The organism is Sphingopyxis sp. MG, assembly GCF_002953155.1.
GTDB lineage: Bacteria > Pseudomonadota > Alphaproteobacteria > Sphingomonadales > Sphingomonadaceae > Sphingopyxis > Sphingopyxis granuli.
Map to the genome: position 1 here is coordinate 1,424,154 of NZ_CP026381.1, position 21,916 is coordinate 1,446,069.

24 protein-coding genes, 1 tRNA gene and 1 other RNA gene are annotated in these 21,916 nt (G+C 66.0%); 15 read left to right on the plus strand and 11 right to left on the minus strand.

Annotated elements, in window-relative coordinates; translation table 11 throughout:
- Positions 1-88: 88 nt before the first annotated feature.
- Positions 89-1,765 carry a M28 family metallopeptidase gene (locus C3E99_RS06555; RefSeq protein ID WP_104959568.1) on the minus strand — a complete coding sequence of 559 codons (1,677 nt, stop codon included), beginning with the start codon at positions 1,763-1,765 and terminating at the stop codon, positions 89-91.
- A gap of 226 nt (positions 1,766-1,991) precedes the next feature.
- Between C3E99_RS06555 and C3E99_RS06560 the strand changes: the two genes are divergently transcribed.
- Complete coding sequence (locus tag C3E99_RS06560) at positions 1,992-3,977, plus strand: S9 family peptidase (protein ID WP_104959569.1); 1,986 nt, start codon at positions 1,992-1,994, stop codon at positions 3,975-3,977.
- A 57-nt stretch (positions 3,978-4,034) separates the two neighbouring features.
- On the opposite strand, the gene rpsD is transcribed toward C3E99_RS06560, so the two are convergent.
- A complete protein-coding gene (rpsD, locus tag C3E99_RS06565; RefSeq protein WP_067107752.1) occupies positions 4,035-4,646 on the minus strand; it encodes a 30S ribosomal protein S4 in 612 nt (203 codons plus the stop codon).
- 200 nt (positions 4,647-4,846) lie between these two features.
- On the opposite strand from rpsD, the gene C3E99_RS06570 reads away from it, so the two are divergent.
- The gene (locus C3E99_RS06570) at positions 4,847-5,152 is read left to right on the plus strand and encodes a chorismate mutase (RefSeq protein ID WP_067107749.1); all 306 of its coding nucleotides are present in this window, start codon (positions 4,847-4,849) and stop codon (positions 5,150-5,152) included.
- Here the strand turns inward: C3E99_RS06570 and C3E99_RS06575 are convergent.
- From C3E99_RS06575 to rpiB, 5 genes are read right to left on the minus strand one after another with little or no spacing between them, the layout of a single operon-like run.
- On the minus strand, positions 5,149-5,889 hold the full coding sequence (locus C3E99_RS06575) for an RNA methyltransferase (protein ID WP_104959570.1): 741 nt from the start codon (positions 5,887-5,889) through the stop codon (positions 5,149-5,151). The two genes, C3E99_RS06570 and C3E99_RS06575, sit on opposite strands and share 4 nt — an antisense overlap.
- Positions 5,886-6,356 (minus strand): transcriptional regulator NrdR, encoded by a 471-nt coding sequence (nrdR, locus tag C3E99_RS06580; protein ID WP_067107743.1) that lies wholly within the window; start codon positions 6,354-6,356, stop codon positions 5,886-5,888. The genes C3E99_RS06575 and nrdR overlap by 4 nt, the downstream gene beginning before the upstream one ends.
- A 3-nt stretch (positions 6,357-6,359) precedes the next feature.
- The gene (locus tag C3E99_RS06585; RefSeq protein ID WP_076077890.1) at positions 6,360-6,578 is read right to left on the minus strand and encodes a hypothetical protein; all 219 of its coding nucleotides are present in this window, start codon (positions 6,576-6,578) and stop codon (positions 6,360-6,362) included.
- 4 nt (positions 6,579-6,582) lie between these two features.
- On the minus strand, positions 6,583-7,890 hold the full coding sequence (gene glyA, locus C3E99_RS06590) for a serine hydroxymethyltransferase (protein ID WP_067107740.1): 1,308 nt from the start codon (positions 7,888-7,890) through the stop codon (positions 6,583-6,585).
- A complete protein-coding gene (gene rpiB, locus C3E99_RS06595; protein ID WP_067107737.1) occupies positions 7,887-8,336 on the minus strand; it encodes a ribose 5-phosphate isomerase B in 450 nt (149 codons plus the stop codon). Before rpiB ends, glyA begins: the two co-directional genes overlap by 4 nt.
- Before the next feature lie 114 nt (positions 8,337-8,450).
- Here rpiB and C3E99_RS19965 point away from each other — a divergent pair, with 114 nt between their 5' ends.
- Complete coding sequence (locus tag C3E99_RS19965; protein WP_169799658.1) at positions 8,451-8,615, plus strand: hypothetical protein; 165 nt, start codon at positions 8,451-8,453, stop codon at positions 8,613-8,615.
- A gap of 23 nt (positions 8,616-8,638) precedes the next feature.
- On the opposite strand, the gene C3E99_RS06600 is transcribed toward C3E99_RS19965, so the two are convergent.
- The gene (locus C3E99_RS06600; protein ID WP_067107735.1) at positions 8,639-9,295 is read right to left on the minus strand and encodes an alpha/beta hydrolase; all 657 of its coding nucleotides are present in this window, start codon (positions 9,293-9,295) and stop codon (positions 8,639-8,641) included.
- Positions 9,296-9,536: 241 nt separating this feature from the next.
- On the opposite strand from C3E99_RS06600, the gene C3E99_RS06605 reads away from it, so the two are divergent.
- Positions 9,537-10,622, plus strand: coding sequence for a cysteine desulfurase family protein (locus C3E99_RS06605; protein WP_076075634.1), 1,086 nt, complete (start codon positions 9,537-9,539; stop codon positions 10,620-10,622).
- Positions 10,619-10,957, plus strand: coding sequence for a 2Fe-2S iron-sulfur cluster-binding protein (locus C3E99_RS06610; protein ID WP_104959571.1), 339 nt, complete (start codon positions 10,619-10,621; stop codon positions 10,955-10,957). Before C3E99_RS06605 ends, C3E99_RS06610 begins: the two co-directional genes overlap by 4 nt.
- Before the next feature lie 7 nt (positions 10,958-10,964).
- Here the strand turns inward: C3E99_RS06610 and C3E99_RS06615 are convergent, their stop codons facing one another.
- Positions 10,965-11,321 carry a nuclear transport factor 2 family protein gene (locus C3E99_RS06615; protein WP_199775073.1) on the minus strand — a complete coding sequence of 119 codons (357 nt, stop codon included), beginning with the start codon at positions 11,319-11,321 and terminating at the stop codon, positions 10,965-10,967.
- A 182-nt stretch (positions 11,322-11,503) separates the two neighbouring features.
- On the opposite strand from C3E99_RS06615, the gene ffs reads away from it, so the two are divergent.
- The 9 genes from ffs (at position 11,504) to C3E99_RS06660 (ending at position 19,544) form a co-directional block, all read left to right on the plus strand.
- Positions 11,504-11,601, plus strand: an RNA gene (gene ffs, locus C3E99_RS06620) — signal recognition particle sRNA small type.
- 102 nt (positions 11,602-11,703) lie between these two features.
- Complete coding sequence (locus C3E99_RS06625) at positions 11,704-13,410, plus strand: DNA polymerase III subunit gamma/tau (RefSeq protein ID WP_082797028.1); 1,707 nt, start codon at positions 11,704-11,706, stop codon at positions 13,408-13,410.
- Positions 13,407-13,742: a YbaB/EbfC family nucleoid-associated protein gene (locus tag C3E99_RS06630; RefSeq protein ID WP_067107723.1), complete on the plus strand. Its 336-nt coding sequence runs from the start codon at positions 13,407-13,409 to the stop codon at positions 13,740-13,742. Before C3E99_RS06625 ends, C3E99_RS06630 begins: the two co-directional genes overlap by 4 nt.
- 153 nt (positions 13,743-13,895) lie before the next feature.
- Positions 13,896-16,292, plus strand: a complete 2,397-nt coding sequence (gene lon, locus C3E99_RS06635) for an endopeptidase La (protein WP_076075625.1) — start codon at positions 13,896-13,898, stop codon at positions 16,290-16,292.
- A 157-nt stretch (positions 16,293-16,449) separates the two neighbouring features.
- The gene (locus C3E99_RS06640) at positions 16,450-16,722 is read left to right on the plus strand and encodes an HU family DNA-binding protein (protein WP_067107716.1); all 273 of its coding nucleotides are present in this window, start codon (positions 16,450-16,452) and stop codon (positions 16,720-16,722) included.
- Positions 16,723-16,874: 152 nt separating this feature from the next.
- Positions 16,875-16,949: transfer RNA gene (locus C3E99_RS06645), tRNA-Val, on the plus strand.
- An 88-nt stretch (positions 16,950-17,037) separates the two neighbouring features.
- On the plus strand, positions 17,038-17,346 hold the full coding sequence (locus tag C3E99_RS06650; RefSeq protein ID WP_067183997.1) for a hypothetical protein: 309 nt from the start codon (positions 17,038-17,040) through the stop codon (positions 17,344-17,346).
- A 118-nt stretch (positions 17,347-17,464) separates the two neighbouring features.
- A complete protein-coding gene (locus C3E99_RS06655) occupies positions 17,465-18,130 on the plus strand; it encodes a response regulator transcription factor (RefSeq protein ID WP_067107710.1) in 666 nt (221 codons plus the stop codon).
- A 109-nt stretch (positions 18,131-18,239) separates the two neighbouring features.
- Entirely contained in the window at positions 18,240-19,544 is a 1,305-nt protein-coding gene (locus C3E99_RS06660; RefSeq protein WP_076077888.1) for a sensor histidine kinase, read from the plus strand.
- 269 nt (positions 19,545-19,813) lie between these two features.
- Here C3E99_RS06660 and C3E99_RS06665 read toward each other — a convergent pair whose 3' ends face one another.
- Entirely contained in the window at positions 19,814-20,509 is a 696-nt protein-coding gene (locus C3E99_RS06665) for a glutathione S-transferase N-terminal domain-containing protein (RefSeq protein ID WP_076075620.1), read from the minus strand.
- Positions 20,506-20,793, minus strand: coding sequence for a chorismate mutase (locus C3E99_RS06670; RefSeq protein WP_067107705.1), 288 nt, complete (start codon positions 20,791-20,793; stop codon positions 20,506-20,508). The genes C3E99_RS06665 and C3E99_RS06670 overlap by 4 nt, the downstream gene beginning before the upstream one ends.
- Before the next feature lie 104 nt (positions 20,794-20,897).
- On the opposite strand from C3E99_RS06670, the gene C3E99_RS06675 reads away from it, so the two are divergent.
- Positions 20,898-21,911, plus strand: coding sequence for a polyprenyl synthetase family protein (locus tag C3E99_RS06675; RefSeq protein ID WP_067107808.1), 1,014 nt, complete (start codon positions 20,898-20,900; stop codon positions 21,909-21,911).
- Positions 21,912-21,916 lie beyond the last annotated feature (5 nt).

A 21,916-nucleotide genomic window follows, 5' to 3' on the forward strand; every position in this document is an offset into this window, starting at 1 on the left:
CAATCTCCAGCCGGCGCCCCTTTCGGGACGGCAGCCGGAGATTACCGTGCCGCGTCGCCCCTCGCCATGACGAGGAGCGGACTCCGGCCTACTTCGTCGGGCGCGACTTGTCGCGCGCGGCGCGGAACTCGTCGCCCTTCACCCAGTTCGGCCAGGCGTCGGTCGATGCGAGCATGCGGCCGGCGGCATAGAAGAGCTTGAGATCGGCGAGCATGCCGTCCCAGTTCTTGATCGCCGCATATTCGTCGGCGGGGGCGTGATAGCGGTTCTTCTCATAATCCTCCGACGCCTTCTTGCCGGCGTCGGTGCCGCCTTCGACCAGATCCTGGCCGGCGCCGAAGTTGAAGAAAGGCACGCCGCGCTTGGCGAAGCTGAAATGGTCGGACCGGTAATAGAAGCCCTTTTCCGGCGTCGGTTCGTCGACGATCGTGACGTTCGCCGCCTTGGCGATCTTTTCGAGATAGGTATCGAGTTCCGACTTGCCGCGCCCGACGACGACGATGTCCTTGGCGGGGCCGCTGGGATTCAGCGCATCCATGTTCACCCCGCCGACCGTCTGGGCGAGGGGGAAGATCGGATTGGCGGCATAATATTCGGATCCGAGCAGCCCCGATTCCTCGGCCGTGACGGCGACGAAGACGACGCTGCGGTCGGGTGCCCCGGCCTTCTGATAGGCCTGCGCGAGCGTGATCAGTGCCGCGGTACCGGTCGCATTGTCGACCGCGCCGTTGCAGATGCCGTCGCCGTTCACCGGCGTGCAGCGGCCGAGATGATCCCAATGCGCGGTATAGAGCACATATTCGTCGGGCCGCTTGGCGCCCGGCAGGATGCCGACCACATTGTGCGACAATTTCTTGGTGATGGCGTTGTCGAAGCCTAGCGAGGCCTTGACCCCGGTCAGCGGAACCGCCTTGAAGCCCTTCTTGCCCGCGGCTTCGCGCAGCTTGTCGAAATCCTGCCCGGCGCTCGCGAACAATTCCTTCGCCTTGCCGAGTTGGATCCAGCCGTTGGCGGCGGTCTGGTCGGCGCCGCCATTCTGGCTGTCGGCCAGATATTGCGTGCCGGTGTTGCTCGACTCGACGACGTTCCAGCCATAGGCGGCGGGTTCGGTGTCGTGGACGATCAGCGCCGCGGCCGCGCCCTGCCGCGCCGCTTCCTCATATTTATAGGTCCAGCGGCCGTAATAGGTCATCGCGCGGCCGTTGAACTCGCCCTTCGCTTCCTTCGTCTGCCAATCAGGATCGTTGACGAGGATGATGACCGTCTTCCCCTTGACGTCGAGCCCGGCATAGTCGTTCCACCCCTTTTCGGGGGCGTTGATGCCATAGCCGACGAAGACGACGTCGCTGTCCTTGACCTCGGTCTTCGGCTGGACGCGATAGCTGAACGCGACATAATCCTTCGCATATTGCAGCGTTACCGGCATCTTTCCGCCGGTGAAGGTCAGCGGCGTCGCATTCTTCGCGGTGATCTCGACCAGCGGCACGTCCTGCGTCCACTTGCCGTCGTTGCCCGGCTGAAGGCCCGCCGCCTCGAACTGCCTGATCAGATAGGCGAGCGTCTTCTCCTCGCCCGCGGTGCCCGGCGCGCGCCCTTCATAGGCGTCCGACGACAATTCCTTCGTCGCGTCCTGAAGCGTCTGGAGCGACAGTTCGGGAAACTGCACGTCGGGCAGGGCGGAAGAGGCCGCCTTGTCGGGAGCGCTGCACCCGGCAACGGCGAGCAGCGCCGTGACCGAAAGCGCGACCAGAGAGGTGCGGGGCATGGAAATTCCTTCTCGAAAATCGACGAAGGGCGTCTTTTGGCAGCCCGGTCGGACCGATGCAAGGGCGTGGAGACCACACATGAACAGGGTGGCTTGACGATGCCCGGCAGCAGGACCCATGAAGGGAGTCTGCCATGCCGCTCTCGTTTTCGCCCCCTTTTTGGAGGGCGGGCGGAGCATTGGGGAGGGTCGCATTTGGCGGGGGCAAAAGAAAAGGGGGCAAAAGATGACGGGTCTGAAGCGTAGGCGGGTGCTCGCGTGCGGTGTTGCGGTCGCGGCGATGGCACCATTTTGCGGATTGGCGTCAGCACAGGAGGACGATGCGGCGCGGCGCTTCGGAACGCTTCCCGGCGTCATGCAGGCCAGCCTGTCGCCCGATGGACAGCGGCTGGCGTTTATCGCTCCCAACAAGGGGCAGGCGAATGACCTCTATGTCGTCGACATCGCCGATAACAGTGCGCCTCGGCGTATATTGCGGTCGAGCGGTGATCCCGAATGGTTGTACTGGTGTCGATGGGCCAACGACCGGCGGCTCATCTGCCAGGTCGGCGGTGTGCAGAAATATGGCGACGAATTGCTGGGGTTCAGCAACATCGTCGGAGTCGATGCCGACGGTCGCAATGCGAAATCGCTGAGCGTTCGCCGCGGACGCAACGCACTGGGCTATGATCTGCGGGGCGGAGGCGTCATCGACTGGCTGCCCGATCAGGAGGATTCGATCCTGATGACGCGCAGCCATGTTCCGGAGGTCAACCGCTATACATCCTCGTTGATTACAAAGGATGCGGAGGGGCTGGGAGTCGACCGAGTCGACGTGCAGTCGGGCAGCGTGCGCGTGGTTGAAAAGCCGCACCCCGATGCCGTCGAATTCATCACCGACGGCAAGGGGCGTCTGCGTATCATGGGGACGCATCCGATTAAGGGGCGGACCGATAATCTGAGCCGCACGCTTACCTATCTTTTCCAACCTGCCGCCGGCGGCAACTGGCAGCCGCTGTCGACGGTCGACGTGCTGACGTCGGACGGGTTCGATCCCTATACCGTCGATGCCGCGACCGATCGTGCCATCGGTTTCGACAAGGTCGACGGGCGCCGCGCGGCGGTCGCCAGGCGACTCGATGGATCGGGGGCCACCGAAACCCTCTTCGCGCATCCGCATGTTGATGTTGACGGGCTGGTTCGCGTGGGCCGCGATCAGCGCGTTGTCGGCGTGACTTTCGCCACCGAAAAGCGCCAGATGGTCGTGACCGATCCCAAGGTGGAGGCGATGGCCCAGGCGCTGGCGCGCGCGCTCGGCGACAAGCAGGTCAATTTTATTGATGCGTCGGCCGACGAAAAGCATTGGTTGCTGTGGGTGGGATCCGACACCGACGCCGGACGCTATTATCGCTATACGCCTGCCGCCAAGGAATTGCGTCCGTTGCTCGATGAGCGACCGCTGCTGGCGGATATCACTCTCTCTCCCGTTCGTCCGATCCGCTATGCTTCGGCCGACGGCACGTCGATCCCTGGCTATCTGACGCTCCCGCCGGGGCGCAGCGACGCGAAAGGGCTTCCCGCCATCGTCATGCCGCATGGCGGCCCATCTGCGCGCGATGAATGGGGCTTCGACTGGCTCGCGCAATATCTCGCGCACAAGGGTTTCGCCGTCGTGCAGCCCAATTTTCGCGGTTCGGCCGGCTATGGCGACGAATGGTTCGTGATCAATGGTTTCCAGTCGTGGCGGACCGCGATCGGCGACATCGACGATGCGGGCCGCTGGCTGCTGTCGCAGGGCGCCGATCCCGCCCGCCTGTCGATCGTCGGCTGGTCCTATGGTGGATATGCGGCGCTGCAATCGGGCGTCGTCGATCCCGGCCTATTCAAGGCCATCGTCGCGATCGCGCCCGTTACCGATCTCGAAATGCTGAAGAACGACAGCAAGAAATACACTTCGGAGCGCATCGTGCGCGACTACATCGGGTCCGGGCCGCACGTCCGCGAAGGGTCGCCGTTACGGAACGCTGCTGCGATCCGGGTGCCCGTGCTGATGGTGCATGGCACGTTCGACCAGAATGTCGACATCGAACAATCGCGGGCGATGAAGCGCGCGCTCACGGCCGCGGGCGGCCGGGTGGAACTCATCGAATATCCGGGGCTGGCGCACAGTTTGTCTGACAGCAAGAGCCGGACCGAGATGCTCACGCGCATTGCAGCCTTCCTGCCGCGCTGAAACGAAAAGAGGCGGCCCGTTGCCGGACCGCCTCTTTGATTTCGTGATCCGGAACGATCAGCGCGAATAGAATTCGACGACCAGGTTCGGTTCCATCTTCACCGGATAGGGCACTTCGTCGAGCGCGGGGACACGGACGAAGGTCGCCTTGGTGCCGTCGACCGCGACATATTCGGGCAGGTCGCGCTCGGGCAGGCTCTGCGCTTCGGCGACCAGCGCCATTTCCTGGGCCTTCTTGCCCAGCGTGACTTCGTCGCCCGGCTTCACGAGGCGGCTCGCGATGTTGCACTTGACGCCGTTCACATAGACGTGGCCGTGGCTGACGAGCTGGCGGGCCGAGAAGATCGTCGGCGCGAACTTGGCGCGGTAGACGATCGCGTCGAGGCGGCGTTCGAGCAGGCCGATCAGATTCTGGCTCGTATCGCCCTTCATTCGCGCGGCTTCGATATAGTTCTTCTTGAACTGCTTTTCGGTGATGTCGCCGTAGTAACCCTTCAGCTTCTGCTTGGCGCGAAGCTGGATGCCATAGTCGGACATCTTGCCCTTGCGGCGCTGGCCATGCTGGCCGGGGCCGTATTCGCGGCGGTTGACCGGGCTCTTCGGGCGGCCCCAGATATTCTCGCCCATGCGGCGGTCGAGTTTGTACTTGGCGCTGTGGCGCTTCGACATCGGTCGTCTCCAATCTGCTGTGTGCCGAGGGATTTCGGCTTGTGTCCCGGGTCGCACCACAGGAAAGCCTTCCTGCGCGACCGCCGCTTCACCGGGGTGCGGGGTCCATTGCGAAGGCGCGCCGTTAGACGGAGCGTGTGTCCGAGTCAAGTGCGGCGACCCGCTCGACAGCGCCGAAAAAGCCGCTAAAGGCGACGCACATGACAGCCAAACCGCCCGAACAATGCCAGACGATGATCGAGGTGCGCGAAGGGGTCGACCAGGTCGACCGCGAACTGGTCGCGCTGCTGGCGCGTCGCTTCGGTTATATGGACGCGGCGGCGCGGATCAAGGCCGAGCGCGGCGCGGTCCGCGACGAGCCGCGCAAGGCGCAGGTGCTCGACAATGTGGGGCGCGCGGCCGAAGCGGCGGGGCTCGACGCGGCGCGCATCCGGGCGGTGTGGAACGAACTGGTCGAACAGTCGATCGCACACGAGTTCGACCGCTGGGACGATCTGCGCGCCTAATTATCGTCGCCGCGAGCCGATTTCCGCGCTTTCCCCAGCGTCGTAACGATGCCGTGCATCATCCTGATATCATTGTGCGACCATCCGGTCTTGGTCAGCGCGGTGCGCAGCGTGCGCAGCGTCGCGGTGGTGCGTTCGGGCGGAAAGAAATAGCCCGCCGCATCGAGATCGCGGACGAGGTGATCGATCAGATCCTCCAGTTCCCGATGCGGAGCAGGGGGATCGAGCGGCACGTCGGGCGGGCTCGCGAGCGCTTCGCCCTTCGACCATTCATAGGCGATCAGGATCACCGCCTGCGCGAGGTTCAGCGATCCGAAAGCAGGATTGATCGGCACGGTGACGATGTTGTGCGCGAGCGCGACATCGTCGCTGTCGAGCCCCGACCGTTCGGGGCCGAAGACATAGGCCGAGCGACCGGACGTGGTATGAACCTGCGTCGCGGCGGCTTCGGGCGTCAGCACCGGCTTGGTGACGCCGCGCTTGCGCACGGTCGTGGCGTAGACGTGAGTGCAGTCGGCGACCGCATCGGCGAGCGTGCCGAAGACCCGGGCGTTGGCAAGCACGACGTCGGCGCCCGACGCCGCGGGGCCGGCGGCCGGATTGGGCCAGCCGTCGCGCGGGGCGACGAGGCGGAGTTCGGTCAGCCCGAAGTTGAGCATCGCGCGCGCCACGGTGCCGATATTCTCACCGAGCTGCGGACGGACGAGGACGATAACCGGGACGGGCGCCTTGGTCACGAGCCGCCCTTGTGCGCTGCTTCGTTGATCGTCGAGGCGAATTCCTCGAAATCCTTCGCTTCGGTGAAATCGCGATAGACGCTGGCGAAGCGGATATAGGCGACGCTGTCGAAGCCTTTCAGCGCCTCCATCACCATCGCGCCGATCTGCGAGGCCTTCACCTCATTCTCGCCCGATGTTTCGAGCTGACGCTGGATGCCCGACACCAGCCGCTCGATGCGCGCGCCATCGATCGGGCGCTTGCGGCACGCGATCTGGACGCTGCGCATCAGCTTCTCGCGGTCGAAGGGTTCGCGGCTGCCGCCCGCCTTGAGCACCGCAACCTCGCGAAGCTGGATGCGCTCGAAGGTGGTGAAGCGCGCGCCGCAGTCCTCGCACTGGCGGCGGCGGCGGATCGCGGCGCCGTCCTCGGTCGGACGGCTGTCCTTCACCTGGCTGTCTTCATGGCCGCAATAGGGACAGCGCATCGCTCAGCGTTTCACCCGGCCATAGAGCGCGATCGCCGCCCCCGCGAGCAGGCCGACCGGCCAGCTCACGACGGGCAGCAACGCACCGGCGACCGCGCCGATCGCCCCGCCGGTCAGCACCGGGCGCGTCGAGGGATGGTCCATCCCCTGACGGCCCATCGCCTTGACCTCTTCGATCGTCAGTTCGACCAGCGTCGGCTCCTCGGGGTGCTGGCGCGCCATCATCCTATCCCTGATAGATGGGGAAGCGTTCGCACAGGGCGCGGACGCGCGCGCGGACGTCGGCCTCGACATCGGCGTCACCCTGCTCGCCCTTGTCGCGCAGCGCTTCGAGCACGTCGGCGACCATGTCGCCGATCGCCTCGAATTCGGCGATGCCGAAGCCGCGCGTCGTGCCGGCGGGCGATCCGACGCGGATGCCGCTGGTCTTGACCGGCGGCAGCGGGTCGAAGGGGACGCCATTCTTGTTGCAGGTGATCGCGCTGCGTTCGAGCGCTTCGTCCGCGTCGCGGCCGGTGATGCCGAGCGGGCGCAGGTCGATCAACGCAAGGTGCGTGTCGGTCCCGCCCGCGACGATATCGGCGCCCCGAGCCTTCAGCCGGTTCGCCAACGCCTGCGCGTTGGCGATCGTCGCCCTGGCGTAGGTCTTGAACTCAGGGCGCAGCGCTTCGCCGAAGGCGACCGCCTTCGCGGCGATGACATGCACCAGCGGGCCGCCCTGCAGGCCCGGGAAGACCGCCGAGTTGATCCGCTTCGCGATCGCTTCGTCATTGGTCAGCACCATACCGCCGCGCGGGCCGCGCAGCGTCTTGTGCGTCGTCGTGGTGACGACATGCGCATGTTCCATCGGCGACGGGTGCGCGCCGCCCGCGACGAGGCCCGCGAAATGCGCCATGTCGACCATCAGCAGCGCGCCGACATCGTCGGCGATGGCGCGGAAGCGCGCGAAGTCGAGCGTGCGCGGATAGGCCGAACCGCCCGCGATGATCAGCGCCGGCCGATGCTCCTTGGCAAGGCGTTCGACCTGGTCGAAATCGACGAGATGATCGTCGGCGCGCACGCCATATTGGATGGCGTTAAACCATTTGCCCGACAGCGCCGGCGCGGCGCCGTGCGTCAGGTGGCCGCCGGCGTCGAGGCTCATGCCGAGGATCGTCGCGCCCGGCTTGGTCAGCGCCAGCATCACCGCACCGTTCGCTTGCGCGCCCGAATGCGGCTGAACGTTGGCGAAATTGCAGTCGAAAAGCTGCTTCGCGCGGTCGATCGCCAGCGTCTCGACCTCGTCCGACGGACCGCAGCCCTGATAATAGCGGCGGCCCGGATAGCCTTCGGCATATTTGTTGGTGAAGACCGATCCCTGCGCCTCGAGCACCGCCTTCGAGACGATGTTCTCGGACGCGATCAGTTCGATCTGATAGCGTTCGCGTTCCAGCTCATGCTGCATCGCCGCCGCGACCGCGGGGTCGGTCGTGCCGACGCCGTCGGTGAAATAACCGGCCGATTTGATGGGCTTGTCGAGCGTGTCTGTGGTCATCGGCTGGTCTCCAGTTGCGGGTTGGAAAGCTTGTCGACGCGGCGCGCGTGGCGGTCGCCGGCGAAATCGGTGGACAGGAAGGCGGTCAGGCACGCCTTCGCCATGTCGATGCCGGTCAGCCGCGCGCCCATCGCGATGACGTTCGCGTCATTATGCTCGCGTGCGAGCCTCGCCGACAGCGGTTCGGAAACGAGCGCACAGCGGCACGCCGGGTTGCGATTGACCGAGATCGAGATGCCGATGCCCGACCCGCACAGCGCGACGCCGCGCTCCGCGCCGCCGGTCGCGACCGCATCGGCGAGAGCGTAGCCATAATCGGGATAATCGACCGATTCCGGCCCGTTGGTGCCGAGGTCGGCAACCTCGTGCCCCTCGCCGCGCAGCCATTCCGCCAGCAGGGCCTTCAGCTCATATGCGGCATGGTCGGATGCAATGGCGATGCGCATGGCGCGTCTCCCGCTGGGTTTCGAGGGAATCGGATGAGCGCGCTTTAGGCGAAGCCGCCCCGCTTTGCCATAAGCGAGGTGGTAAATTTGTGACGCGGGCGATAAGGCGGCGCGATGTCCGACACGATCATGTCCGTTCTGGTGTTCACCGGGGTCGCGCTGACCGGCGGCGGCGCCTATCTCTTTCGCAAGGGAGACCGGCGCCGCGCGCTGCTGATGTTCGTCGCGGCGCTGGTGATGTTCGCCAATGTCGCGATCTGGCTGATCCCGACGACCTGATGCGTCGCCCCCGCGACGGGTTGTTACCGGATCGGTGAATCGGGCGCGAGCCGCATGTCCAGATAATTGTCGAGGCTCTTCATCAACTGGTCGAGTTCATGCTCGAAGAAGTGGTTCGCGCGCGGAATCTCGTCGTGATGGATGGTGATGCCCTTTTGCGTCCGCAGCTTGTCGACCAGCTTCTGCACCGCGGTGGGCGGCACGATCTCGTCCGCGCCGCCCGCGACGATGATCCCCGACGAAGGGCAGGGCGCGAGGAAACTGAAATCATACATGTTCGCGGGCGGCGCCACCGACAGGAAGCCCCGGATTTCGGGGCGGCGCATCAGAAGCTGCATGCCGATCCAGGCGCCGAAGCTGAAGCCGGCGACCCAGGTCGTCTGCGCCTCGGGATGGATGGACTGCACCCAGTCGAGCGCCGACGCGGCATCGGAGAGTTCGCCGATGCCGTTGTCGAACGTCCCCTGGCTGCGTCCGACGCCGCGGAAGTTGAAGCGCAACGTCGCAAAGCCGCGCGCGACGAAGCTCTTGTACATCGCCTGGGTGATGCGGTCGTTCATCGTGCCTCCGCCCTGCGGATGCGGATGCAGGATCAGCGCGACCGGCGCGCGCGGGCGCGGCGGGGGAGAGAAGCGGCCTTCGATGCGGCCCTCGGGGCCGGGGAAAATGACGTCGGGCATGGAGCACCTTTATCTGTGTCGGGCTGGCCACCGATTCGCGTGGGGTACGGGGTGGCGGAGCGGAATTGGCGCCTATATAGAAAATCGGTGGCAAGTTGCAACTTTTGCGAATCGTTCGCAATAAGTGCTTGTTCGTCACCCGGATTTGATCCGGGGTCCATTCTTTCGACGCTGCGTGAATGGACCCCGGATCAAGTCCGGGGTGACGATGATGAGAGATGGAAGAGCAGAGACCGGCGGAATGATCTACCTCGACTACCAGGCCACGACGCCGCTCGCCCCCGAAGCGCGCCAGGCGATGCTGCGCTGGCTGTCCGATGACGGCGACAGCTTCGCCAATCCGTCGAGCACGCACAAGGCCGGCCGCGCCGCCGCCGCCGCGGTCGAGGTCGCGCGCGACCAGGTCGCGGCGCTGCTGCCGAAGGGAGGGCGCGTCTTCTTCACCTCGGGCGCGACCGAGGCGCTCAACTGGGCGCTGCTGCGCGGCGCGGAGGCGAAGCCGGGCGGCGTCGCGGGGCTCGCCATCGAACATGCCGCGTCGCTGCAATGCCTCGAACGCCTGAATGCGGCGGTCCTGCCGGTCGATGGCGAGGGGCTGGCGCTCCCCCCCGATGCGGCGCTGATTCCGGAGGGCGGCATCGTCGCGGCGATGCTCGTCAACAATGAGGTCGGGACGATCCAGCCGGTCGCCGATTTCGTCGCCGCCGCGCATGCGAGGCAAAGCCTGCTGCTGTGCGATGCGGTGCAGGGTTACGGCCGCGTCGCGATTCCCGATGGGCCGGACCTGATCGCGCTGTCGGCGCACAAGATCCACGGGCCGAAGGGGATCGGCGCGCTGTGGGTGAAGGACGGCGTCGACCTGCCGCCGCTGCTGCTCGGCGGCGCGCAGGAACAGGGAATGCGGTCGGGCACCGTGTCGCCCGCACTGTGCGCCGGCTTCGGCGCGGCGGCGGCACTGATGGCGGAGCGCGCGGACACCGACGCGCGCCATGTCGAGCGCCTCTGGTCGCTTGCGCTCGACGGCCTGCCCGGATGGACGGTGAACGGTTCGGTCGAGCGGCGCTATCACGGCAATCTCAACATCCGGCGCGAGGGGGTGAACGGACTGCGCCTGATGTCCGATGCGCGGAACGTCGCCTTCTCGCTCGGCAGCGCGTGCGGCAGCGGCTCCGGAAAGGTCAGCCATGTGCTTCGCGCGATGGGGGTAAGCGAGGCCGATGCGCGCGCCTCGATCCGCCTCGGCTGGGGGCGCTATACCAGCGAGGCGGAATTGCGCGACGGCCTGACCGCGATCAGGGACGCGGCGCGGCTGCAGGGAGTCGATTGATGCGCGTCACTTTCATCCACGCCGATGGCAAGGGTCGCACCGAGGCCGAGGCGGTCCCCGGCGACGTCCTGCTCGACGTCGCGCAGGCGCATCTGATGCCGCTCGAGGGCACATGCGAAGGCCAGATGGCCTGCTCGACCTGCCACGTCATCGTCGTGCGCGAGGATTTCGACCGCCTGCCGCCCGCGAGCGAAGAGGAAGAGGATATGCTCGACCTCGCCGCCGGCGCCCGCCGCACCAGCCGCCTGTCGTGCCAGATCGTGCTGACCGAGGCGCTCGACGGACTGACCGTGCATATCCCGGGGGAAAGCCGCAACATGCAGGGCGCGCGTTGAATCGACCTCAGACGATACCATGCTCTTTCAGAAGCGCCCGTTCGTCGCCCGATACCCAGCCGAAAACCTTTGGTTCGTCCTCCAGTTTCTGAACGAAGTAGTGAACGTCGAAGTCTATTGCCACATCCGGTCGATCCTTGCGGGCATAATGTGCCGTCCAGGCGACATGGGCCACGCAATGATGCTCATCCATGGGGGAAACGCGGATGTCGCGTATCCGCATCTCCTTCGTCCCCATCGCCCGATAGCGTTCATAGCCCTGCGCCATGACCTGTTTCAGCTGATCGTCGTTCTTGCCGGTCACCACGCCCGCAGGCGATGCTGCGATGAACTCCGACGCATATAGCGCCGCGACCTCCGTCATATCGGTGTCGCCGGCGAGGGAGCGGTTGAAGACGCTCTCATATCCTTCTTACGCTGGCTTCCATCGTCCGTCCTCCGGGTGCCGCCATGATCTGTAGGAAGCCGGAAATGGAAATTCAAATCCGAAAGATGTCTACAGAACGGCTCCTGCTTGCATTTCGCGCGATCCGCCGCCATATCCGCGCCGGGAGTCGGGCGGACGCAGTCTTCGCCAACCCGGTCAGGTCCGGAAGGAAGCAGCCGCAACGAATTCGCTGCGGGTCGTTCCGGCTCCCACCCTCACGACATGTCTGAATCGTCACCCCGGGATGACGTAAGCATGTGGGTGCGGCGGCCTCGCATTCCCCTTCGACAAGCGCTCCGGCCGCCCCTAAGACGGGCGCATGAGCGATTCCGCCGACGATGAACCCGCGATGCCGGGAATGGACCTGCCCGAAACGCCGGCGCAGCCCGCCGCGCAGGCCGGGCCTTACCGCGTCCTTGCGCGCAAATATCGGCCGCAGACCTTTGCCGAACTGATCGGCCAGGACGCGATGGTCCGCACGCTCGGCAATGCGATCGCCCGCGATCGGCTCGCGCATGCTTTCCTGATGACCGGGGTGCGCGGTGTCGGCAAGACCTCGACCGCGCGGCTGATCGCCAAGGCGCTCAACTGCATCGGTCCCGACGGGCAGGGCGGGCCGACGATCGATCCGTGCGGCGTCTGCGAACCGTGCCGCGCGATCACCGAAGGCCGCCATATCGACGTGATCGAGATGGATGCCGCGTCGAACACCGGCGTCGACGACGTGCGCGAGATCATCGAGGCGGTGCGCTACGCCGCGGTGTCGGCACGCTACAAGATCTACATCATCGACGAAGTGCACATGCTGTCGCGCAACGCCTTCAACGCGCTGCTGAAAACGCTTGAGGAACCCCCGCCGCACGTCAAGTTCCTGTTTGCGACGACAGAGGTCAACAAGGTGCCGGTGACGGTGCTGTCGCGCTGCCAGCGCTTCGACCTCCGCCGCATCACCCCCGACATGCTGTTCGCGCATTTCAGCGCCATCCTCCAGAAGGAAGGGGTGGAGGCGGAGGCGCCGGCGATCTGGCTGATCGCCAATGCGGCCGAGGGTTCGGTGCGCGACGGGCTGTCGATCCTCGACCAGGCGATCGCGCACGCCGATCTCGAATCCGGCGGCGGCGGTGGCCGGATCGCCGCCGAGCAGGTGCGCACGATGCTCGGCCTGTCGGATCGCTCGACGATCGCGCAACTCATGGCGGCGATCCTGGAGGGCGATGCGGGCGGCGCGATCGACCTCGCCCGCGCCCAATATGCGCTGGGGATCGAACCGGTCGCGATGGTGCGCGGGCTGATGGACCTGACGCATGCCGTCACCCTTGCCAAGGTGTCGCGCCACGAGGACCCGGCGCTGTCGGACGATGACCGCGCGCGCATCGGCGACTGGGCGCAGAAGCTGGGCTTCGCGCCGCTGAACCGCCTCTGGCAGCTCCTGCTCAAGGGGCATGAGGAGGTGCTGCGCGCGAATAATCCGCTCGAGCATCTCGAAATGCTGCTGCTGCGCGTCATCTACGCCGCCTCGCTGCCCGATCCGGGCGAGCTCGCGAAGCGCATCGAGGCGGGCGGTGCGTCCGCCCTGTCGGCGCCCCCTTCGCCGGGTCCCGCGGCGGCCGGACCGGAGAGCGCGGCAGTGGCGCCCGCCGAGACTCCGGCGGTGGCGCTCACGATCCGGCAGATTCATCATCTTCTCGACAGCAGCGGGCACCAGCAGCTCGCACGGCAGGTCCATGACGAGGTGCGCGTGATCGAGCTGGAGCCCGGGCTGCTGGTGTTCGCCGCGGTCCCGACGCTCGACGGCGATTTCGCGCGCCGGCTGGGGGAGGTGCTGCGCGCGCAGACGGGCAGTCATTGGCAAGTGCGCGCCGGCGAAGGCGAGGCGCGCCCGAGCCTGAAGGACGTGGCGGAAGCGAAGAGCGCCGACAATGACGCGCGGATTCGCGAACTGCCTGTCGTGAAGGCTGCCCTGGCGGCTTTTCCCGACGCAAGGCTTGTCGAGGACGAGCATCATCAGCAAAGGTTCCAGTCATGAAATCCATCGAGGAAATGATGAAGGCGGCGCAGGAAGCGGCCGCTTCGGTGCAGGCGCAGATGCAGGAGGCGCAGGCCAAGCTCGACACGATCGAGGTCGAAGGCGTCTCGGGCGGCGGGCTCGTGCGGATTCGCGCCAGCGCGAAGGGGCGGATCAAGGGCATCGCGATCGACGACAGCCTGATGGTCCCGGGCGAGAAGCAGATGCTCGAGGACCTGCTCGCCGCCGCCTTCAACGACGCGCGCGACAAGGCCGACCAGGCGAGTAACGAGGAAATGGGCAAGATGACGAGCGGCCTGCCGCTGCCCCCGGGCTTCAAGCTGCCGTTCTGAGGTCTCCCCGGCGCCCTGAACCCCCGTTCGCGGAGTTGGGAGGTCGCCGTTCAGCCCCGTGTCATTGAATAGGCGGCAGGTTACGCCATATTAGCGATAACGACCCTATGAACAGGGAGGCGCGTCCGCTCGGAGCGCCTTCCAGGAGCCCTGATGAGCCAGACCTTTCCCCTTCTTCCGCTACGTGACATCGTCGTTTTCCCGCACATGATCGTTCCGCTGTTCGTCGGCCGCGACCGTTCGGTCGCGGCGCTCGAGACGGCGATGGAGGCCGACAAGGAAATCTTCCTCGTCGCCCAGCTCGATCCGGGCGAGGACGATCCGGTACGCGACGACCTCTACGATACCGGCGTAATTGCAACGGTGCTCCAACTCCTGAAGTTGCCCGACGGCACCGTCCGCGTGCTCGTCGAGGGCAAGCAGCGCGCCCGGCTGATCGACCTCGCGACCGAGGACAAGGCCGTGATGGCGACCGTCGATCCCACCGCCGACGCGGTCGACGACAGCGTCGACACCGCCGCGCTGATGCGGTCGGTGGTCGACCAGTTCGAGCAATATGCGAAGCTCAACAAGAAGATGCCCGCCGAAACCGCGGTGCAACTCTCGCAGATCGACGACGCCTCGCGCCTCGCCGATTCGGTCGCCGGCAACCTCAACATCAAGGTCGCCGACAAGCAGGCGCTGCTTGTGGAAGAGGCGCCCGCCAAGCGGCTCGAAATGGTGTTCGCCTTCATGGAGGGCGAACTCGGCGTGCTGCAGGTCGAAAAGAAGATCCGCGGCCGCGTGAAGCGGCAGATGGAGAAGAGCCAGCGCGAATATTATCTCAACGAACAGTTGAAGGCGATCCAGCGCGAACTCGGTAACGACAATGGCGAGGGTGGCGACGATCTTGCCGAACTCCAGACGAAGATCGACACGCTCAAGCTGTCGAAGGAAGCCAAGGCCAAGGCCGAAGCCGAATTGAAGAAGCTGCGTGCGATGGCGCCGATGTCGGCCGAGGCGACGGTCGTCCGCAACTATCTCGACACGCTGCTCGGCCTGCCCTGGGGCAAGAAGTCGAAGCTCAAGAAGGATATCGCGACCGCGCAGGCGGTGCTCGACGACGACCATTATGCGCTCGAAAAGGTCAAGGACCGCATCGTCGAATATCTCGCGGTGCAGGCGCGGACCAACAAGCTGAAGGGGCCGATCCTGTGCCTCGTCGGCCCGCCGGGCGTCGGCAAGACCTCGCTGGGCCGCAGCATCGCCAAGGCGACGGGCCGCGCGTTCGTGCGCCAGTCGCTGGGCGGCGTGCGTGACGAGGCCGAGATTCGCGGCCATCGCCGCACCTATATCGGCTCGCTGCCGGGCAAGATCGTCACCAACCTCAAGAAGGCGGGGGCGATGAACCCGCTGATCCTGCTCGACGAGATCGACAAGCTCGGCCAGGATTTCCGCGGCGACCCGGCGTCGGCGCTGCTCGAGGTGCTCGATCCCGAACAGAATGCGAAGTTCCAGGACCATTATCTGGAAATCGACGTCGACCTGTCGGACGTGATGTTCGTGACGACGGCCAACTCGCTCAACCTGCCGCAGCCTTTGCTCGACCGCATGGAGATCATCCGGCTCGAAGGCTATACCGAGGACGAGAAGGTCGAGATCGCCAAGCGTCACCTGATCGCCAAGCAGGTCGAGGCGCATGGGCTGAAGCCCGACGAGTTCGAACTGACCGAAGACGGGCTGCGCGACCTCATCCGCTATTACACGCGTGAAGCGGGCGTCCGCACGCTGGAGCGCGAGATCGCGCGGCTGGCGCGCAAGGCGCTGCGCCGGATTCTCGAAGGCAAGGTGACGAGCGTCACCATCACGCCCGAGAATCTGGCCGAGTTTTCCGGCGTGCAGAAATTCCGCCACGGCGTCGGCGATCGCGAGGATCAGGTCGGTGCGGTCACCGGCCTTGCCTGGACCGAGGTCGGCGGCGAACTGCTGACGATCGAGGCGGTGACCGTCGCCGGCAAGGGCCAGGTGCGGACGACCGGCAAGCTCGGCGAGGTGATGACCGAATCGGTGCAGGCGGCGCTGTCGTTCGTGAAGGCGCGCGCCCCGGCCTATGGCATCAAGCCCAGCCTGTTCGCGCGCAAGGACATCCATATCCACCTGCCCGAAGGCGCGGTGCCCAAGGACGGTCCGTCGGCGGGCGTCGGCATGGTCACCGCGATGGTGTCGACGCTCACCGGCATCCCGGTGCGCAAGGATGTCGCGATGACCGGCGAGGTGACGCTGCGCGGGCGGGTGCTCGCGATCGGCGGGCTCAAGGAAAAGCTGCTCGCGGCGCTGCGCGGCGGCATCACGACCGTCCTGATTCCCGAGGAGAATGAGAAGGATCTGGTCGAGATTCCGGCGAATATCACCGAGAAGCTCCGGATCGTGCCGGTCAGTCACGCCGACCAGGTCCTGGCCGAAGCGTTGACCGGACCCGTCGAACCGATCGAGTGGACCGAGGCCGACGAACTGGCCGCGTCGCCGCCGCTGGCGCCCGGCGCCGACCCCGAATCGGCGATCCGGCACTGACCGGGCGTGGCGTACGGAGCGCTTTTCGTCGCAAAAACGCCGATTCGGGGCGTTTTTCCCCGTTTTTTGCTTTGACAAGGCGGGGTGAAACGGCGTTAGTGACGCGCCATGGCAAGGCCATGAATCACTTACAACCACTCACAGGGGTTCCTTAGGCATGAACAAGCAAGACCTGATCGCCACCGTCGCTGACTCGAGCGGCCTGACCAAGGGCGATGCGAGCAAGGCGGTCGAGGCCGTTTTCGACGCGATTACCGCATCGCTGAAGAAGGGCGGCGAAGTCCGTCTCGTCGGCTTCGGGACGTTCTCGGTCAGCAAGCGCAAGGCGTCGACCGGCCGCAACCCGCGCACCGGCGAGACGATGACCATCGCGGCGTCGAACCAGCCGAAGTTCAAGGCCGGCAAGGCCCTCAAGGACGCCTGCAACTAAGGCAGGCGCCTTTTGGCGAACAAATCTCGGGCCGCGGCGCAAGTCGCGGCCCGATTTGCATGCGGTGCGTGCAAAAGCCCGTTGCAATCATCGCCGCAGCGGTTATGGACGACCCGCTTTCGGACGCGGCATCAGCCGCAACATGCCGGAACGGGCGCGTAGCTCAGTGGTAGAGCACACCCTTCACACGGGTGGGGTCGCAAGTTCAATCCTTGCCGCGCCCACCATGATCCGGACGGCCGAACCCGAAGCGATATGGGGGCTGACCACGTCATTCATCGCCTATTCAATGCGTCGGACTTACAGGATGCGGTCATGACCCGCGCCCTGATCCTTTCGCTCGCTTCGGCGGTCCTGCTTTCGACGGGCGCCCCCGCGGCCGCGCGCGGCGACCGCGATCAGGACCATCTGCGCGAGGCGGCGGCGCAGGGCGAGGTGATCCCGCTCAACAAGCTGATCGCGGAGGTGCGCTCGCGTCCGCCCTATAATGGAATGACCTATCTCGGCGGGCCGCAGTTCATCGCCAGCCAGATGGTCTATGCGCTCAAGTTCATGGACGGCAGCCAGGTCGTCGTCGTCTATGTCGACGCGCGCACCGGCCGCATCGTGGGCCGCAAGCCCTGAATTCCTTCCGCTGAATCCCGCTTCGTGCAACGACATTTTGCGATGATCGTTCGGAGTTGTTAGACAGTCGCAACCCAGGCGGCCGGCGGGTGCCGGTCCGCGGCAGAAAGGCCTTTGAATGCGGATCCTGATTGTTGAAGATGAACCCACGCTCGGGCCGCAGCTCAAGGCGACGCTCGAAGCAAACGGCTATGCCGTCGACCTTGCCACCGACGGCGAGGAGGGGCATTTCCTGGGTTCGACCGAAAGCTACGATGCCGCGATCCTCGACCTCGGCCTGCCGGAGATCGACGGGCTGACCGTGCTCGACCGCTGGCGCAAGGAAAAGCGCAATTTCCCCGTGCTCGTCCTGACCGCGCGCGACAGCTGGTCGGACAAGGTCGCCGGGCTCGACGCCGGTGCCGACGACTATCTCGCCAAGCCTTTCCAGACCGAGGAACTGATCGCGCGGCTGCGCGCGCTGATCCGCCGTGCCTCGGGCAATGCGTCGAGCGAACTCGTCGCGGGCAAGGTGCGCCTCGACACCCGCTCGGGCCGCGTGACGCTCGGCGGCGAGCCGGTGAAACTGACCGCGCAGGAATATAAGCTGCTCTCCTACCTCCTGCACCACAAGGGCAAGGTGGTGTCGCGCACCGAGCTGATCGAGCATATCTACGATCAGGATTTCGACCGCGATTCGAACACGATCGAGGTTTTCGTGACGCGCATCCGCAAGAAGCTGGGCGCCGACATCATCACCACCATCCGCGGCCTCGGATACCAGCTCGACGATCCACAGGATTGACCGTCGGCCGATGACCGAGGGGGATGCGGCGAAAGCGGAAGCGGCGAGCGACGATTTCGCATCGCGCCCGGCGCTGACGAGCCGCATCACCGGCTCGCTGGCGCGGCGCATGATCGCGATCGCCGCGCTGTGGATATCGCTGCTGCTGATCGGCGGCGGCTTCGCGCTCGACCGGGTGCTGACCGGCGCGATAACGCGCAATTTCGATTCGAACCTCGAATATGTGCTGATCGCGATGATCCGCTCGTCGGAAATCGGTCCCGACGGCGAGGTGCGGATGATCGAGCCGCTCGGCGATCAGCGATTCCTCGAACCGTACAGCGGCCTTTACTGGCAGATCAGCGGCGGCGGGCAGGAACCCTATCCGTCGCGCTCGCTGTGGGAGCGTCGCCTCGACACGTCGGACAAGCACGACGACCGGCAACTCCACACCTATGACAGCCGCCAGTTCCCCGATGAGGAACTGCGCGTGCTCGAGCGTGATGTCGTGCTGCCCGGCAGCAGGGTCAACTGGCGCTTCCAGATCGCCCAGTCGCGCGAGGCGCTCGACCTTCAGATCCGGGCGGTGCGCGCGACGCTGATCCCCAGCCTGGCGCTGCTCGGCCTTGGCCTGATCGTGCTCGCGGGCTTGCAGACCTTCTATGGCCTGTGGCCGCTGCGCCATATCCGCCGCGCGATCGCGGCGATGCGCGGCGGGGAAAATCGCCGCATCATCGCGCCGCTGCCGCTGGAGGTGCAGCCGATGGTCGATGAACTCAACGCGCTGCTCGCGCACAATGAAAAGCAGGCGGAGGAGGCGCGGCTGCACGCCGGCAACCTCGCCCATGCTCTCAAGACGCCGCTGACCGTCCTGCTCACTAGCGCCACCGGTTCGACGAGCGACCTCGCCGACATCGTGCGGCGCGAGGCGGCGGCGATGCGGCGGCAGGTCGACCATCATCTGGCGCGCGCGCGCGCGGTCGGTCGGCGCGGCGCGGCGCAGGCGCGCGCCAATGTCTTCGCCAGCGTCGACAGCGTGTCGCGCGCGGTCGCCGCACTCTATCCCGACGTGCGGCTGGACGCCGCGGGCGACAGGAATGTCGTCGCGCGCGTCGAGCGCCAGGACCTCGACGAACTGGTCGGCAACCTGCTCGACAATGCCGCCAAATATGGTGGCGGCAGCGTCTTCGTCACGGTGCAGCGCGACGGCAACATGGCAGAGATATTGATCGAGGACGACGGCGCGGGCATTTCGCCGACCGATCGCGATCGCATCTTCGACCGCGGCGTACGGCTCGACAGCAACAAGCCCGGAACCGGTCTGGGCCTGGCGATCGTCCGCGACGTCGCCGAAATCTATGGCGGCAGCGTCGCGCTGGAGGAAAGCGAGGACCTGGGCGGCGCGCTCGTGCGCCTACGGCTACCGGCGGGGTAGCGGTACAGGTTGCTGGAGCGGTGGACATTCCCCATCTTCGTCATCCCCGCGAAAGCGGGGGTCCAGAGCATGCGCCAGCTGACCTTTCCCTGGCTTCCCGCTTTCGCGGGAACGACAAGGTGAAAGTAAGAAGGGCGCTCCACCTCCCGGCTCACCGAACCCGCGCGAAATTCCGCTGTCCTGCATTATCCGGCCGTGCCGGCATGACGATGACTCTTTGACCCGTTCGCCGTTCGCCTGCCCAATCGCGCATACGGGGCTTTTGTGGCTTAAGCCGCCCCGACCTCCAGCCCGCGCTGCACCGCCGGCCGCGCGAGCCCGCGGTCGAGCCAAGCCTGCACGTTGCGGAACCGCTCGAACCCGACGATGTCGGCGGCGTCGTAGAACCCGATCAGGTTGCGCACCCAGCCGAGCAGCGAGATGTCGGCGATGCTGTAACCCTCGTCCATGATCCACGTCCGTCCATCGAGCCGGTCGTCGAGCACCCCGAGCAGCCGCGCGGATTCGGCCGCGTAGCGGTCGCGCGGACGCTTGTCCTCATAGTCGCGTCCGGCGAACTTGTGGAAGAAGCCGAGCTGGCCGAACATCGGGCCGGCACCGCCCATCTGCCACATCACCCACTGGATCGTTTCGTAGCGGGCGTTGGGATCGGCGGGCAGGAACATCCCCGTCTTGTCGGCGAGATAGATCAGGATCGCCCCCGATTCGAACAGCGCCAGCGGCTTTCCGCCCGGTCCGTCGGGATCGTAGATCGCCGGAATCTTGCCGTTGGGGTTCAGTGCCAGAAAGGCCGGGTCATGGCTTTCGTTCGCCATGATGTCGATGCGATGCGCCTCATAGGGCAGGCCCGTTTCCTCGAGCATGATGCTCGCCTTGACGCCGTTGGGGGTCGGCGCGGTGAAGAGTTGCAGCCGCTCGGGATGGCGCGCCGGCCATTTGGCGAAAATGGGGTGATCGAGGGTCATGCACCGGCCTCCCTTTTGAAATGTTCGTGGTGGCGGATCACTTCGTCGATGATGAAGCGGAGGAATTTCTCGCTGAACTCGGGGTCGAGGTCGGCCTCCCGGGCCAGGCCGCGCAGCCGCTCGACCTGGCGCGCCTCGCGGTCGGGATCGGCAGGCGGCAGGTCGATCCGTGCCTTCAACTCGCCCACCGCCTTCGTCACCTTGAACCGTTCGGCGAGCATATAGATCAGCGCCGCGTCGATATTGTCGATGCTCTGGCGGTAACGGCTCAACTGGTCGTCCATGCGCGGCTCCTCTCGTGCCCGGCACGCTTGGCACCGGCGGGGGGCGGCTGGCAAGCCGAAAGTCGTTGCAAAATCGGGATGGCGCGGCCAAGGCTCGCCGCGTCATGACTGCCGAAATCCTCCAGCTCCACGGCGACCGGCCGCCCTCGCTCGACCCGATGATGGCGCTCGTCGCCGCCGATATGAACGAGGTGAATGCGGTCATCCTCGACCGCATGCAGTCGCAGGTGCCCTTGATCCCCGAGCTGGCGGGTCATCTGATCGCGGGCGGCGGCAAGCGGATGCGGCCGATGCTGACGCTGGCGTGCGGAAAGTTGCTCGATTATCCGGGCCACCGCCATTGCAAGCTCGCCGCGGCGGTCGAGTTCATCCACACCGCGACGCTGCTCCACGACGATGTCGTCGATGGGTCGGACCTGCGCCGCGGCCGCAAGACCGCGAACATCATCTGGGGCAACAGCGCGTCGGTCCTCGTCGGCGATTTCCTGTTCAGCCGCGCCTTCGAGGTGATGGTTGAGGACGGTTCGCTGAAGGTGCTGAAGATCCTCTCCCGCGCGTCCGCGGTGATTGCCGAGGGCGAGGTGAACCAGCTTTCGGCGCAGCGCCGGATCGAGACGAGCGAGGACCAGTATCTCGAGATCATCAACGCCAAGACCGCCGAACTGTTCGCCGCGGCGTGCAAGATCGCGGCGGTGGTCGCCGAGCGCGACGAGGCGACCGAGGCGGCGCTCGACGCCTATGGCCGCAATCTCGGCATCGCCTTCCAGCTTGTCGACGATGCGATCGACTATGTCTCCGACGAGGCGACGATGGGGAAGGGGGTCGGCGACGATTTCCGCGATGGCAAGGTCACGCTGCCCGTCATCCTCGCCTATGCGCGCGGCACGGCGGAGGAGCGCGAATTCTGGAAGCAGGCGATCGTCGGCCACCGGACCTCGGACGACGACCTCGCCCATGCGACCGCGCTGCTGCTGAAGCACGACACGATTGCCGACACGCTGGCGCGGGCGCGTCACTACGGCCAGCGCGCGGTCGATGCGATCGGCGGCTTCCGTGCCAGCCGGGCCAAGGCGGCGCTGACCGAAGCCGTCGCCTTCGCGGTCGCCCGCGCCTATTGAACCGG